The sequence below is a fragment of the Bacteroides sp. RTP21281st1_H5_RTP21281_210402 genome, from assembly GCF_040918965.1.
Classification (GTDB): domain Bacteria; phylum Bacteroidota; class Bacteroidia; order Bacteroidales; family Bacteroidaceae; genus Bacteroides; species Bacteroides congonensis.
The window spans coordinates 100,004-116,241 of record NZ_JBCOWR010000016.1 but is presented as its reverse complement, the minus strand read 5'-3'; the positions used below and the strand labels follow the sequence as shown (position 1 = coordinate 116,241).

7 protein-coding genes are annotated in these 16,238 nt (G+C 44.6%); all 7 read right to left on the bottom strand.

The window, feature by feature from the left end; all coding sequences use genetic code 11:
- Positions 1–18 precede the first annotated feature (18 nt).
- On the bottom strand, positions 19–2,514 hold the full coding sequence (locus AB5443_RS20270) for a glycoside hydrolase family 3 protein (protein WP_277134904.1): 2,496 nt from the start codon (positions 2,512–2,514) through the stop codon (positions 19–21).
- Positions 2,515–2,530: 16 nt separating this feature from the next.
- Positions 2,531–4,588 carry an SGNH/GDSL hydrolase family protein gene (locus AB5443_RS20265; protein WP_277134903.1) on the bottom strand — a complete coding sequence of 686 codons (2,058 nt, stop codon included), beginning with the start codon at positions 4,586–4,588 and terminating at the stop codon, positions 2,531–2,533.
- Positions 4,589–4,590: 2 nt separating this feature from the next.
- Positions 4,591–8,019 carry a hypothetical protein gene (locus AB5443_RS20260; protein ID WP_022140002.1) on the bottom strand — a complete coding sequence of 1,143 codons (3,429 nt, stop codon included), beginning with the start codon at positions 8,017–8,019 and terminating at the stop codon, positions 4,591–4,593.
- Between the two features lie 3 nt (positions 8,020–8,022).
- Positions 8,023–10,635, bottom strand: a complete 2,613-nt coding sequence (locus AB5443_RS20255) for a glycerophosphoryl diester phosphodiesterase (RefSeq protein ID WP_283140032.1) — start codon at positions 10,633–10,635, stop codon at positions 8,023–8,025.
- An 18-nt stretch (positions 10,636–10,653) separates the two neighbouring features.
- A complete protein-coding gene (locus AB5443_RS20250) occupies positions 10,654–12,357 on the bottom strand; it encodes a DUF5017 domain-containing protein (protein WP_277134901.1) in 1,704 nt (567 codons plus the stop codon).
- Between the two features lie 30 nt (positions 12,358–12,387).
- On the bottom strand, positions 12,388–13,995 hold the full coding sequence (locus AB5443_RS20245; RefSeq protein WP_073347302.1) for a RagB/SusD family nutrient uptake outer membrane protein: 1,608 nt from the start codon (positions 13,993–13,995) through the stop codon (positions 12,388–12,390).
- Between the two features lie 23 nt (positions 13,996–14,018).
- Positions 14,019–16,238: SusC/RagA family TonB-linked outer membrane protein (locus tag AB5443_RS20240; protein WP_368119631.1), on the bottom strand; the 2,220-nt coding region annotated here is incomplete at its 5' end.

Below are 16,238 nucleotides of genomic sequence, written 5' to 3'. Positions count from 1 at the left end.
TCTATTTTAGTTCCAAACCTACTTCTCTATCTGTATTACCTTACGTAACCGAATGTCGTCGGACGCACTTCCTACAAGCACTTCATAACTTCCCGCATCATAATCAAAATCTTTCAAGTCCGTCTTGTAATAAGAGAAAGCATCCTTATTCAATGTTATTTCCATTTCCTGCCCGGCATTTTTTCTGATAAAATGCTTGGCAAATCCTTTAAGCTCCTTATAAGGTCTCTCAACTTTCGGATTTACAGGTCGGATATATACCTGAGCCGTTTCCGCCCCGTCATACTTCCCTGTATTCTTAACAGTAAACCGAACCTTAACCGCCAAGTCTTTGCCTTTTTCCCTGTTTATACGTAGGTCAGAGTATTTAAACGTGGTGTATGACAATCCGTATCCGAATGCAAACTGAGGTTTCGTGTCACTGATATCATAATGCCTGTACCCCATGAAAAGCCCCTCTTTATATTCCACCCGCTTATCACCGTCCGTATCGTAATAATATGGATAAGCCGGATTATCTTCCCATTTCTTTTCAAAAGAGACAGGTAGTTTTCCACTGGGGTTCACCTTCCCGAACAGCATTTCAGCGACAGCCGTTCCACCTTCCTGGCCGGCATACCACAAATGCAACAACGCAGGAACCTTATCTATCCACTTTGACATATCCACATTTCCGCCTGCATTCAGCAACACAACCGTATTAGGATTAGCGGCAGTAATACACTGCACTAAACTATCCTGATATTGGGGCAACTCAAAAGGACGATCATTACTCTCACGTTCGCTGCTTTCATTAAAGCCAATGTTCACAATAGCCACATCAGATTTCCGAGCAATTTCCACAGCCTCATCAAAGAGTAACTTATCCTCTCTCCATCCGAAAGAAATATCAACTGGATGCACATTCGCAAAGTATTCAAGTACAACAGGATACTCTTTTCCGGCTTCCAACGGTAATACAACCTCACGAGTCGTTATCCCTTGATCTCTCCACTCATTAATCACCATTTCCGTACCGACCTTCAAACGGAACCCGTCGAACCCTCTGACTATGAACCGATAATTAGCAGTCTTCTCCGGACGCACGACTCCACTCCAACGCATGGAACAATGGTCATACGGAATACCTTTATTTTCGGCAGCAATATGCCAGCCGTTACCGATATTGACAATCGTATCTATCACGGTTTTTGCCGGTGTCCCCTTTAAACGGATATTATCAAAATATTCAGCTTTAAGCCCTTTTGTGTGGCTTCCCGCTTCCGTATAAAAAGCAGCGTCAGCAACAGTCTCTGTCAAGGTAGGCACTCCGGGCGCATAAGAAATCTGAAGATCCTGTCCGGCATTCTTCAATCCATCCAATACCGAAACAGAATGGAACGGGAATGTATAAGAACTCCCACCTCCCGATATATAAGAGTTTGCATTAGGCCCGATCACGGCAACCGACTTCACTTTTGACGGATTCAACGGAAGTAAACCTTTCTCATTCTTCAATAATACAATACCTTCCCTGGCCAGTTGCAATGCAACTTTCGCCGCTTCCGGATTATTGTATGGAATAGAAGTATCCACCTGTTCATTATCAAAAAAGCCGAACCGGAACATGATTCTCAGGATTCTCTTCACTTTCTCGTCAATAGTCGCTTCCTTCACTTTCCCGGCTTTTATCGCAGGAATCAGATTCTCCTTATTCATCCACTTGGCACGCGGCATTTCCAAGTCCAAGCCACCATTAGCCGCCCCCACAGCATCATAAGTAGCCGACCAGTCACTCATTACAATCCCGTCAAATCCCCATTGTTTTCTCAATACCTGATTGTTCAGATAATCATTCTGCGTGGCATGCACTCCATTTACCGGATTATAACTGTCCATAACAGCACCCGCACCCGCTTCCTGAATGGCAGCTTTATAGACAGGCAGATAAATTTCATGCAACACCCGTTCATCAATATCACTGCTTACATTGTTCCTATCCCACTCCTGATTGTTCGCGGCGTAATGTTTCAAGGTAGCCACCACTTTCTGATCCTGCAATCCTTTTACGTAGCCTATGGCTACCTGAGAGTTCAAATACGGGTCTTCCGTGAAATACTCAAAATTTCTTCCACACAAAGGGGAACGAAGAATATTCACACCCGGACCCAATAATATATGTACGCCACGCGCCTTGGAGTCTCTCCCCAATTGTTTTCCCAATTCATATACCAGTTCCCTGTTCCAGGTCGAAGCTGTGAGTACCCCTGCCGGATAAGCCGTAGATTTACCATCCTTATGCGTGCCGACAGGCCCATCCGTCAACTTTATCTCAGGCACGCCCAGACGTTCGATTCCCCTTATATAAAAGCCTTTATAACCTCCTATATAATCTATTTTTTCTTCCAATGTCATGCGGTGGAGCAAATCATTCGTCCTGTCCTCCACAGAAGCTGTTTTATCTTTGTATATCTGAGCAAAGCCGCCCATAGAAAAACAACTCAAAATCCCAACGATCACTAAATGCTTCATCATTCTATTCTACTATTTGTTATTTAATATACCTGGAGATAACCTCTTTCCATACTGCGTAACCTTCAGCCGTCAGATGCAACCCATCCTCCCGATAATGCTCCGGATATAATTCCCCCTTTGCTGTAAACATCGGATGATATACATCAGCATAAGCAGCATTCGTTTGTTGTTCTGCAAACTCCTTTATCAATGCATTTGCCTGCTCAATCCTCTCTTTGTCCTTCAACCTCCGCACGGAAGGTTTGATAGAAATGAAAATAATCTCCGCTTCCGGTTTTTCTTTCCGGAGAATAAGGAACAATCTCTTGATCTGCGCCAGTATTTCAGCCGGAGTCCATTGGTAGCCAATATCATTATCCCCTTCATAAACAAAAATCTGTTTAGGATGATAAGGGCTTATCAGACGGTCTTTGTAGTTAATCAAATCTATCGTTTTCGTACCGGAAACTCCCCGGTTCAGAACCGGCTTTCCGGGAAAATCATCCGCTAAGGATTTCCAGTTCTCCATTGTCGAACTGCCCACAAAAAGAATCAAATCCTTTTCCGGCGGATTGATGGAATCCGCTTTTTCATACCGCCTCATCTTCTGATCCCACTTCAGTTGTTGTGCCAGTTTAGGCACTCCCTTTATGCGTTCGCACGGAACCGGTTTTCCACGTAAAAGTATCCTTCCCAAATAAATGGCAGACTGATCATACTTTTCAGGATGGGCTGTTATATCCTCCTGTTGTTTATTTCCGAGTATTTTCTTCTTGTCAGCTTTCTCCGAAGAGATCCGGATTGTTACTTGATGAACACCTTTTTCCAACTTTATTACGTCATATTGTCCCCGGTAACGATTGTTACACCAGGAGTTAAAACGAATCAAAGTGTAATTTCCTATACGGTCATTCGCTTCATACAGATGAAAACCTTTAGTACTAACCTCTTTCAACTGAACAAATTTTCCGTCAACCAAAACTTCCACCTGCCCCACTTCCGGGCCGCCAATATCAAACAACCCGAGCATATCTCCCTCAAAACCAAAAGAAAATGATGCACCTTCCTTACTACTGGTCATCACCGTATCAAACCAGCCGGAAAACTTCTTAAAAAAAGGGTTCTCTGATGTATCAACCTCTTTCCATGACTTGTCAAAAGAAGCAATCCGTGAAGGGATATACATTTCCGCTTCGTCCCATTCCGAACCGATAAGCGGTTCAGGAAGTGTATGTGCCTGCGACAAGCTCTGCGAAGCACTATTCCCTTTCCGTATCTTCTCCAGTCCGCGTGCAATGGCGGAAGCATATAAGTTTCCTCCATCGGCACCAGGATGCACTCCGTCATTGGAAAACAAAATCTTTCCGGCAGCAGCCGCTTTAGTTCCTTTCCAAAGTAGCTTGCCATCCTTCTCAAGTGCTGCCGCTTCCATACCCAGATGAATAGAAGGGAGCTGGTAATGTGCGGCAATGTCTTCCAGTCTTTTAATCACCTGCGGGACATCCCCTTTCTGATAGGCAGCAGTCTGATTCGTATAAATCGTGTAAATCAAACAAATATCCGTATGAGGGTTCTCTTTTATAATCTTTCGGATCATCCCCTCCATACCGTCCGGATAGCCGCCATTTACCGCAAATTCAATAAAAACGAGATCCGGTTTGTACTGCAATACCTGTTCCCGAATCCGGAAAGCGCCCAAATCCGTACCCGTGCCGGACACTCCGGCATTAATCCATTTAAAACGGGTATCAGAAAACGTATTTTCCATGTATCGGGTAGTTTGCAAACGATAGCAATAATCTCCTTGTGTAATACTACCACCAATAAAAGCAACCGTAATTTCCTGCCCTTTCCTTATTTTTGAATAAAAGGCAGGAAGCCCCTTTCTTACCGTACATTCTTTCTCATTATAATAACTTCCGGGCTGTATCAGTGGAATTTCCTTATCTGCCGTTGTGTACACCAAAGGCGAAGCCCCTCCCTGCGAAGCCGCAATCTTATCCAAATCGGCACGGCTTTGCCCATAAGCGCAGGGAAGCACTGTCATCAGTACCATTCCCGCAATTACAGCTCCCAGTTGTCGTATCTGTATCATTGTCATTTTGAATTAAGTATGATTTCCTTCGTTTTATCTGTCTGTCCTTTCGAACTCACCGTTACTTTAACAACGGCTTTCTCGTCCATTCCCAACTTATAGAAACTCCATTCAAAGGGATAAGAAGCGACCCTGCAGGATTTTCCATTACATTCCACCGATACGGACATTTCTTTATCCCTAGCCGGTGCAGTTTCTGCAAACCCATATACAGAATCCCATCCGAATGGTGAACGGATACGGAATAAGAATACCTTGCCGAAAGGTTCTCCCATATCAACCACTTTCATTCCATTCTTTAGTACAGGATAGCGGTTCTCCTTGCGAGGTTCAGCCAAAGGAAACGCCAAAGCTCTGAAACCTTTTCCCGGAACAGACACCTTGACCGCATTTCCAGTCCGGTTTATTTTCATCGTTTTACCTTTTTCGGTGTATTGTACGATATCCCCTTGACCAACCAATCCGGCAGCCTCATCCAAGCGGATAGTAAGGGATTCTTCCTGTTCGGACTCACCGGATAAAATCACCCAGAAATATTTGTCGGAAACCGCAGTCAGATAGTTTATCGTCGGATTATCCACCTGCACCAACCCTCTCTTTGTCCAAAGTTTCGCCTTGCTGTCTCCGAATATTTTTCCTTTCTCATTCCCGTAGATACGGTTGGTAAACCAGACAAAGCCTTCCTGTTTGCAGAATGGGAAATAAATATTCCCATTGGAACGTTCTATGGCTTCAGACACCAAATAATCCCATGTAAACGCCAGATGGGGCGGAATATGATGATAATAGATAGAACTCACATCCGGGCCCTTATAAGGGAAATCCGGCGACAGGGTTATATCCGTATATCCCGTAGCATAATAGCCCGGATAGTTTGTAAACCGCCCGATCACTCCATTCCGGGCATAAGTCTCGTAAATAGGCTTATGAGTATATTGGTAGAGGCGGAGAAGATGAGGAGCCCAGTTACTCATAAAGACCGGACGCACCTGTTTTCCCTTTGTCCGCAGGAAATAAGTCGATGGCTGTTCAAAACCCAGTCCGACCGGTGAGACAAGCCATTCAGGCACTTGCTTCTCTTTCGCATCGTTCGCCACGCGGGGAAATCCCAGACGGTATTTCTCTTTCCCTTTCCACCACAGGTTTGTATTCCCGTCAAAACGGTTTCCCGGATGAATCGTCTGTAAATTCTCTGTTACGGCAGGGAAAGACCTGATTCCCGCAATGGTATTGGAAGCCCCATATTGTGCCGCTTTCAAATATTTCCCGTCTTTTGTCAACTCATACAAGTCGATCAAGTCCCACCACGGAGCATACACGTTCGTATTATAAAAAGCCATCAGTCCTACCGGTTGGGATGAGTTCTTATATATCTGCAAATCTATATACCGGTCGGCTGTGGAAGTGGCCAGCCGTTTCCATTTCTCATCTCCGGTCAGGTTATAAGCGGAGATAGCCTGCACCCAGGAGAGAACTTGCGTAGAATATCCTTTTGTTCTCCTCAATGTATCCCCCGGCAAAGCAATAGAAGACAGCCACGGGTTCAGTCCTCCCAAAAGGCGATGCAAACCTTCATAGTAAGAAGTGTTGAACTGCGAATTAAAAGGGTTGAGCCGGAGTGTTTCAAGCGTTTTGTTGTATCCGTCCGGAACCAGGTCTGTGGCCCACCTGTATCCACTCCGAGACAATGTATATTCTATTGTCGGCAAAGAGCGTGACAGATAAAACTCTTCATCTTCCGAGAAGACAGAAGCTGCGATAATAGCCAAAGGGGCAGCGTGCACTACCGTCGGAGCCGTCGCCGGATCTCCTTCAATATCATAGAACCCTTTAAGACCGGCATCCCATCCGCCATACTCTTCATTACGCATCAAATCCATAATATTGAACATTGCCTCAGTCAGTGATACATCTTTTTGTTTCCTGTAATCTTTCACCTTATATACTTGATCCGAAATATATTCCACCACCTCATTCCAGCCTGCCGGAAGTATGCCCACCACAAACTTGCGTTCAATCACCTGTCCTGCCTTCACGTGGGAGTCCTTCATCCCCATAACGGGAGCAAAGGCCACAGGCTGAACCACATTCTGCTCATTCTTGACAGAAAATCCCATCGGAGAAAAATCCACACTTCCCCATTCTTGCGGGAAAGTCGTATCATCCCCACATATAAATGATGACATTACCCCACCCAAAGGGGTAGTAGACTCCGCAATAGCCAACGGTTGTTGCATCATTGATGAAAGCATCATCACCGGATGCGGAGAAATCCGCTTATACTGAAACATCGGCGGGAGAAGTATATTACTCACATTGGGCTGGGGGACAGGCTGAAAAGCTGAAAGCCCCATACTATACATTCCGTCGGTAGCCGGACGGCAGGACAATCTCACCTCGACATGATTGCCTTCGGCGGGCAACGTCCAGTATCCCGTGATAGCAGAACCGTTCTTCGTGATATATTGGACTTCAATACTCCTATTGTCCTTGTTCACCGCTTTCACCGGAATAGCTTCACTGAGCACTCCTGCCACATAAGGATTCAAATAATCCTCGTCAGACTGTACCGTATATTCTTTTCCACCGACAGTAAACGAACGTTTTGACACTGCGTTCTTCCAGGAAGGGAAGAACTTATCATTATCTACCGGACTTTGTTCCGCAGTGACAAGAAATACCTTATGGTCTTCCATGGTAGACAAGAAACGACGCCAGATTCCCTTCACCTTGATTTCTGTCCGGCAGGCAATCGCCTGATTGTTCGCTCCGGCTTTTACAAAGCTCATGCGGATATTCGGATTCTCCATATCAGCCACCACCTCCGCATCGGGCGATAATAAAAGCGGGGTAGACACATTATCAAAGCCCGAACCTTTCGTCTCTATCTTAACGGGATTTTTTCTCCACTTTCCCACTTCTTTCCTATCTATCTCATTGGGGTTGATAGAATGATCTTTCACCAACAGGATTGCGTCACATCGACCGAAATTCCTTTTCGTATCATGCAACCGCAATAACACCTGCTTTTTCGCCAGTTGCACACTGCCTGCATTTTCCCAATAAAATCCGACTTTTCCATGTTTTCCGGATTCCTTCATCGGTTTCTCGTCTACACTTAAACGGAACAAACGTGTCCCCGGCAATTTCTCATAATCCGCCGACCTCACCCATACATTATAGTTTCCTTCTTCCATTATATTGACGACCGTAAGCGCGTCAAACTGTTCGTCAAGACTTCCGCCACCGTTCAAACGAAGCATGGCACTCCCCATGCAATCAGCCGACCTGTCCGTTGACCATTTCCCCTTGAATTGAAAAGCCTCGGCCTCAATCAAATATTTATCTTTCTGCGCATACATATCCAATCCTCCAACCGCAAAAAGAAGGGTGCAAACAAGACTCTTTACTATCCAGTGATTTATGTTCATATCCTATTTATATTTTATCTTTAAAACAGTCAATCCATACGCATCAGTCGTTACATTCCAGTTCTCCACCCCGTCTATGGGTGTGGAATAACCTTGATTATCCAGACAAGCCACGTTTTTCACCCGGATCTTTTTTCCGGGGAACAAACATTCCGTATCCATTTCAATCTGTGAAGTCTGCTTTTCATCATCATTGTTCAGCAAGATAAGGAAAACAGTTTTCTCCTTCCCGTTCACAGCAGTCATATATTCCATAGCCGGATTATCCAGTTTAAATAATCCCGGACGTATTATCAAATCTGCCTTTGTACCAAACACAGTGCCGGGCGCAAAGCCATAAGTCTGGTGAGGTCCCACTTTAGGAGTAATAAATCCACCCGGATAAGTTATCCTGCCATTGGAACGCAGGGATATTTCAGACAATAAATAGTCGGTGATCCATCCCACCTGCCACCAGGCATGATGCGGATAAGGCCCTGCCCCATTATTCATCGAATCCCAATAATAGGAAGCGACTCCCGTTTTCAAATCCACAAACGCATCTCTTCCTATGGCGGCCGCACGTGCCATGTTCAGGAATAACGAGTCTTTTGTCAACCCATACATCCGTACGAACATTCCGGCATGACTGGCCAATAATATCGGTCCGCGATGATTGGCAGAACCAGCCACTCCACCATGCTCGAAACTCAGTCCTACCTGACTGATTTCCCAATCTTTCCGTTCTACCCCTTTCACCCGCTTTACTGCTGACGTCGGTATAGGATGCGTATAAACCGATGCCGTATAAATCTTGGCTGCCGAGACAGCAGCTTCTTTATATTTGTCGTTTTTCGTCACGTTATACAGCTCCAATAAAGCTTGTACACTTTGGGCTGTAGCAAAATCCGGCACAAAACGGGTATCACCGCAGACACCCAGGAAATGCCCTTTCTTCACAGCGTTCTCCACGTACCAGTCTGCTCCTTGTATAGCTGCTTGCAGATATTTCTTGTCTTTCAATATCTCGTAAGCAATCAACAATCCATAAAACGTCGGTCGTAAATCCGCAATATCTGTAAAAGTGGGTTCCAACGTTTTGTTCTCATAAGCCACTTCCCATTGTCCGTTAGGTTTCATCCATTCCAACAAGCGGTCGGCAGCCAGTCTGACGTGCTGTTTCAATTCCTTCTGTTCCGGTTCAAAAAGCAGGATATTACCCATATCCATCAACATATAATAAGTGGTTGCAATGGGTTCGGTATAAGGCCCCCACTCTTCGGTAAACCGTTTGCTTTTATACAAATAATACTGTCCGGCAGAGGAACCATAAAGAAAATCTTTCTCCGCGTGCTGCTGCATCAGTTTAAAGTTCAACGCATACGGCAGTCTTTTCTGTGTCAGGCGAGGATCATCCGTCAATTTTGCCAGCATCCACATAGCTCCGTAATCGGAGTTCTTCATGGCATCTTTCTCCGAATCATACACGCCGCCCAGATAGTCCTGTGCCCCGATCGTCACTCCTTTATATACATGGTTGTGCCATTTGGAAGTGCTGTCATTAGTAAGATATGCGTGCATATCATAAAGCCTTTGTGTCAATGAATACTTTGTCTGTTTCAACTTCAGGAAGTCCGTGAAACGATAAATATCATTTATCGCATGTTTCAATACAGCATACCAATCCGCTTTCTGAATGGTATAGCGGAAAGAGAAAGAAAGGCTGTCCCCTACATTCGCCAATGAATTCTTCTCTCCCAATACGGGATGGTAAAGCGTGGGCGAAAACTCCCCTTCACGATTCATGACCGACAATCCGAGCAGCCATTCCGCATGCATCTTTTTATCCTCCGGCCAAGGATCTCTACCTGTACCCGGCTCGGCGGTGACGGCAACGGTCACCCCCTTTTTGTCCGTTACCAGTGAGGATAATGTAGAAGCGGTACGTTCTCTTGCCACTACCGGAACGTCAGGGATTCCCTGACCATAGCCATACGCTTGTACAAAGTCCGTGTTTATAGCATTCCCCTGAAATATTCCGGGGACAGTAGCCCATTGGAAATTATATTTGTCTATTGAAACCAGCGAAGGAGTTGCCAAAGAATAATAACCTGCCTTCCTGGGATATACAATAAAATCAACCTTGATATCATTCTGATGAAACGAATCCAGACACCACTTTTCTGTAATCCGCATCGTTTCATTTTCATAGTAGAAACAGATTTCCGTATCGGAAATACGTTTCACGGCAGAAGGTTGATAAACCAGATTCTCCCCTGCTTTATTCATGGCAACAGCGTTAGTGTTCTGCTGCCATGAAGGGATAATGTAACGATATTGCGGAGCCGGGAAAAGAATTTCTTTTCCCGTTTTATCATATAGTTTCTGTGGTGTCGTTTCAGGTTTGGATGAAGCATATAAAACATTGTGTTGATACTTGGCTGTTTCCATAACATCCCAACCGTCCGTTCCCTTCACTTTCAGCGTTTCCAATGCATATCCGCCGGCACCCTTTTTCCATCCGAGCTCAAGTTGGTCGTTAGCCAATCGTACAACGGACTGTTCCTGGGCTGATAAAGCGACAGATAAGCTTAGTGCTAGGCCTGTAGAAAAATATTTAATGAAATTCTTTGGCATCCCTTTCATTTTTACCGGTTATTCTTTAACTACAATATTTAATTTCACTTGCGAATAATTACTTCCGTCATACCAGTCAAATACAGCTTTATAAGTGCCGGGAGTATTGTAAGTATATATGTAATCTCTGGAAGTAACACTATTTAAAGAGACTCCTTTATCGGGAGTACCTTTTCTTAGATTAAAAGCTTTCGATATGACCCAATCATCATTTTCCGGTTGGTTTGTCCCCCCGTCAATCAATATCTGAGTGGAAGAAGAAATATTCCATGTCACTGCCGGATTCTTGAAATCGACAACTTTCCACCCCATCGTAGACATCGCCGCCGAACTACTCCTTACACCTTCAGGAGAAATCAAGTCAAGAGTTATCGTTCTGATTATCCAATTATTCTGTCTCGGCTTTTCATTATCCCTATATCGGAAAGCTACATAAAGCTGGGCATTCGGGTCATCACCCGCATATTCTTTCAAACTGACTTCTCCGGAAGGAGTGCGATCCACCCCGGACGAAAATGTGAACTTATCAGACAAATCAATCCAATTGGCAGCCTCTACACTTCCTTCATCATAAATGCCATTAAAATCATTGGAAACCAGAAATTGGAGATTCTGATAAATTTCTCCATAACGCACCCATGTTGAAAAATTCACCACCATGTCATTATCCGCATAGAACCTTTCCCTGAAATCAAAGTTATGTCCGCTTTCCCCTGAATAGAAAACTACATTGTTGGCATTATTCCCCGTCAAACTAAATGTTATAGGCTCTCCCGCCTTACATTCCACCTTATCCGGCAAGACGCTCAACGAAGCGGGAATCTCTTCTTCAACCGTACCTTGTACCTCCACAGTAACTCTCGTCAATCCATGGTCACTGCCATTATACCAGTCGGATGTGGTTTCGAATACAACCTCATAGGTTCCCGGTTTCGTATAAACATACTGGTATTCATCCATCGTGGTACTGATATTCTTCAACGCAACACCCGTATCAGGAGTTGTTTTCCGAACATCAAAAGCCTGTGAAATCACCCAATCGACATTCTTCGGCTGATTAGTTCCCCCATCAATCAATATCTGACTGGTAGAAGAAACATTCCATGTCACTGCCGGATTTTCAAAATCAACCACCTTCCAACCCATAGTAGGCATCGTGGCCAGACTGCTCCGTACCCCTTCGGCAGAAACACAATCAAGCGCAATGGAACGAATAATCCAGTTGTTCTGGCGTGCTTTCTCTTCATCCTCATAACGGAAGGCAACAAACAACCTGGCATCCTCTGCCGCACCGACATACTCTTTCAGATTCACCTCTCCGGAAGGAGTCTGATCATCCCCTACCGAAAAGCGGAACTTGTCAGACAGGTCAATCCATGTAGCAGCTTCCACATTCTCCTTGTCATAAATTCCACTAAAATCAGAAGAAACCAGGAATTTCAGGTTATGATAAATATCTCCATAACGCACCCAAGAATTGAATTTAACCAACAGGTCACCATCCGCATGATATCTTTCCTTATAAGCATAATTATGCCCGACCTCTCCCGAATAGAACACTATATTATCCGGATTTCCGTTCAGTTTGAATGTTACAGGTTCACCCACCTGATAAACCTGTTTATCCAGTGCCACATTCAGCTTCACACTTGGAGCCTCGTCTTCCATGCAGGCAGCCAGCCCCACAAGTAACAAACCGCAATATCTTATTATATTTTTCATGTTCGATTATTTTAAAAAGATAAGAATCAATTACCAGCCCTCATTCTGGGTCATTAGTTTGTTGACGGTAATCTCTGTATTCGGAATCGGGAAGAGGACATTACGGTCTGTCGTATTCTGTCCTACCCTGCTTGCATATTTAAATTCCGATGGAGCAGTCGTTGAAATTTCCGTTCCAAAGGCCTTCATGGTAGCTACATATTCCCCCCAACGAAGCAAGTCGAGTTTACGCTGCCCTTCAAAACACAGTTCCCTGAACCGTTCTTTCTTTACTTCTTCCAGAAAATCCGTCTTTGCCAGATCTGCCGGAAGATCCACTGTGGCATCAGCAGTATGAACCGGCTTCCCATAGGCTCTTCTCCTCACCTGATTGATTGCATCATACGCTTCATCGGTAGGCCCGTTAACCGCATTCTCCGCCTCAGCTTTCATCAGCAGGACATCACTGTAACGGATAACAGGGAAATTGGTGGAATTGAAGAGCCGCGCTTTCTGTCCTGTTTCATACTCCCTTCTCCATTTTCCCGGATTACGGTTATATATCTGAGTAGCCGAGAACATTACTTTCTTAGTAACCTGAACCACTTCCGTCTCCTGAGTTTCCTCATTGACCTTTGTTTCTTCCACTACATTATAGTAATAAGGGGCAACATTCCAATCCTTCCGCAAATCACCTTCTCCATACGAATCATAAAGCCTTTTAGAAGCCTTCATCGGACCGCCTGAATAACCTATCGACTCGTCACGGCACAGAATACCATTCTCCACTCCTACGGAACCGGCCAAATCTACTGTACCTATTTTGTTGCCATACATACCTATCTCCCAAATACACTCTCCGCTTTCATTGATATCTTGTGAATGATTGATAAAGATTTGCGCATAATCCGGATTCAACTCATGCCTTGCGGAAGTAATCACCTTGTCGGCATATTCCAAAGCATCCGCATAGCGTGTCTCGTCTTTCAACGGTTCACCCGCCATTTTCAGGAACACTCTTGCCAGAACAGCCTGAACACCCGTTTTGCTAATCCGCTCGTTATAACCAAGCGCGTCAATATCAAATACCAGTTTTTCCGCCTCCTGCATATCCTTTACAATCTGCTTGTAAATATCCGCCAACGGCGATTTCGCCAGATAGTTATCATTGGCAGACATTGTAGGAGTAAGTTTCAAGGGCACTTCACCAAAGAAAGAGGTCAGCAGATAATAGAAATATCCTCTCAGGAAAAGAGCCTCTCCTTTCGCCGCTTTCATCACATCCGTCTCCAGTTCTTTACCTTCGACGCTGTATAACAGAAGATTGGCCCTGTTCACTCCTTCATACAGCACTTCCCAAAAACGTCCGACATCCAGGTCTGCAGCGTCCATTACACCCGCACGGATATTAGTGTTATTGAAGTTATTGGTATAAAAAGACTCGTCACTCAGTACGAATAAGCTGAAAAGCCCCTTACTGTACATTCTTCCGTTTGTGTCAATCAGACGATTATACACTCCGTTCAACGCCTGCAACAGTTCGCTTTCCGTATTATAATAATAATCAGGAGAAACGAAATCAGGTTCTTTATCCAGTATGTTCGAGCAGGAAGTTGCCAGCAGACATACGGTCATCCATAACAATATATTATGCTTCATATATACGGTTTGATTTTAAAGGTTTAAAAAGAAATGTCAACTCCTAATGTCAAAGTTCGCGGTCTTGGATAAGGAGACCAGTCGAAAGAGGGCGTCAAAGCCGTGGGACGAGTGGAAACTTCCGGATCCGGCCCTGAATATTTAGTCCATGTAATCAAGTTCTGCGCAGATGCATACACTCTCAATGACTTGATGTTTATCTTTTTCAGCCATGCGTTCGGCAACCTATATCCTAATGATACCGTTTTCAGGCGCAGGAAAGAACCGTCTTCAATGGTGCGCGACGAATATACGGCCGGCCCTTGTCCACCTATCCGGTAAAGCTCGTTCGTCTGGTTTTCGGGAGTCCAACGATTTGCAAACGAAGCAAACATGTTAAGTGAAGTACGGGCATTGGGATCGCCCCCTTCAAACTCAATACGGTTGGCATTCAGCACATCGCCGCCATAGCTCCATTGGAAGAATACGTTCAAATCAAAATTCTTGTACTGGAAGTTGTTGCCAAAACCACCGATATGCTTCGGATTCGGGTTACCGATAATAGTCAGGTCATAGTCGTTCACCACTCCGTCGCGATTGATATCCTTGAATTTGATATCTCCCGGCTGAATCTTCTCACGTGCATTTCCATTATTGGGAACACCGTCTTTCAATATATACGATTCTCCTACCTTATCGAAATCCGTGTACTGGTAAACCCCGTCAAAGATATGTCCGTAGAACATGGCAATCGGATGTCCCGGAATGGCAATATAAGGATAAGCATTATTGAAATTACCCCAGTTCACACGGCTTGCCAGACTCGGTTCATCATCGTTCAATGATAATACCTTGTTGCGGTTGAACGAGATATTGAAACTGGAAGTCCAGGAGAATTCTTTCGTCTGTATGTTTTTTGTGTCGATGGTCAATTCAAGTCCTGAATTGGAGACCGATCCTACATTTCTGTAAGCTGACAAATATCCCATGCTCGGTGCTAATGTAGCATTCAGCAGCAGGTCTTTCGTTTTCTTATAGTAGTAATCCGCCGTTAACGAAATCCGGTTGTCCAGGAAAGACATATCCAATCCGATATTCGTTTGCACGGTAGTTTCCCATTTCAGTTTGGGATTTCCCAACGTTTTCGGCACCACCCCTTTGCCCGGCGTATTACCTGTGCTGTATCCGGAGTCTGCCGTTATCTGCAAGGCTGTCAACGCCGCATAGTCCGTCACGCGGTTGTTACCCGTCGTACCGATACCTGCCCTCAACTTGCCACTACTAATCCATTTTATATTTTTTACGAATTTCTCTTCACCAAATCCCCAAGCAGCGGAAGCGGACGGGAAATAAGCCCAACGGTTATCTTTCGGGAATTTCGACGAACCGTCCGCACGGAATGAAAAGGTCAACAGGTATTTGGACTTATAATTATAGTCTGCTCTTCCCAAATAAGAAACCAAGCCGTTGGCTGTCTTGCTGATAGTAGCGGAAGTCAGTTCACCTTCATCTATTCCGGCAATCCCCAGTGCCTCGTTAGGAACATTGATCGCCCTGATTTCATCAATAAACGTACCGTTATCCTGCACGGTAAAACCACCAAGTACTTTCAGGCGATGTCCTTTCTTTAAAGGGACGTCATAAGTCAACGTATTTTCGTTCAGCAGGCTTGTCCGCTCCGTGTTGGTAATCCAACCGTTCACCTTATTGTTAGTGTATTTGTTCCCTCCTCGCGAATTAGAATTAAAAAAAACTTCTTTCCGCTGATGTATCTTGTTATATCCACCGGTAATCTTAAGAGTCAGGTTCTTCAAAATCTTATATTCAAAATAAGCGTTGCCAATGAAGTTGTAAGTAAACAAAGGATTATACTCATTCTCCGCAGCTTTCAGAGGATTAATACGAAGGTCGGTCATCGAATCAACCGCTTCGTCAAACAAATCGTTCAGCAAGTCACCATCGTTAACTCCTACCACCGGACGATATCCCCACAGAGTATACATCAAGCTCGCCGTCGGACTGGTCTGCGATTCGGATACAATAGTGCCATATTTCTTTGAATACGTATAGTTGGCATTAATACCCACTTTCATTTTCTTATTGATTGTCTGGTCGAGCACAAAACGACCTTGATATTTTTTATAACCGCTGTTCAACATAATGCCTTGCTGATCCACCAACGACCCTGAAACAGAATATCTTGTCTTCTCAGTACCGCCTCTGACAGCTATATTGTGGCTATGTACCAAAGCATCCCTGTACAC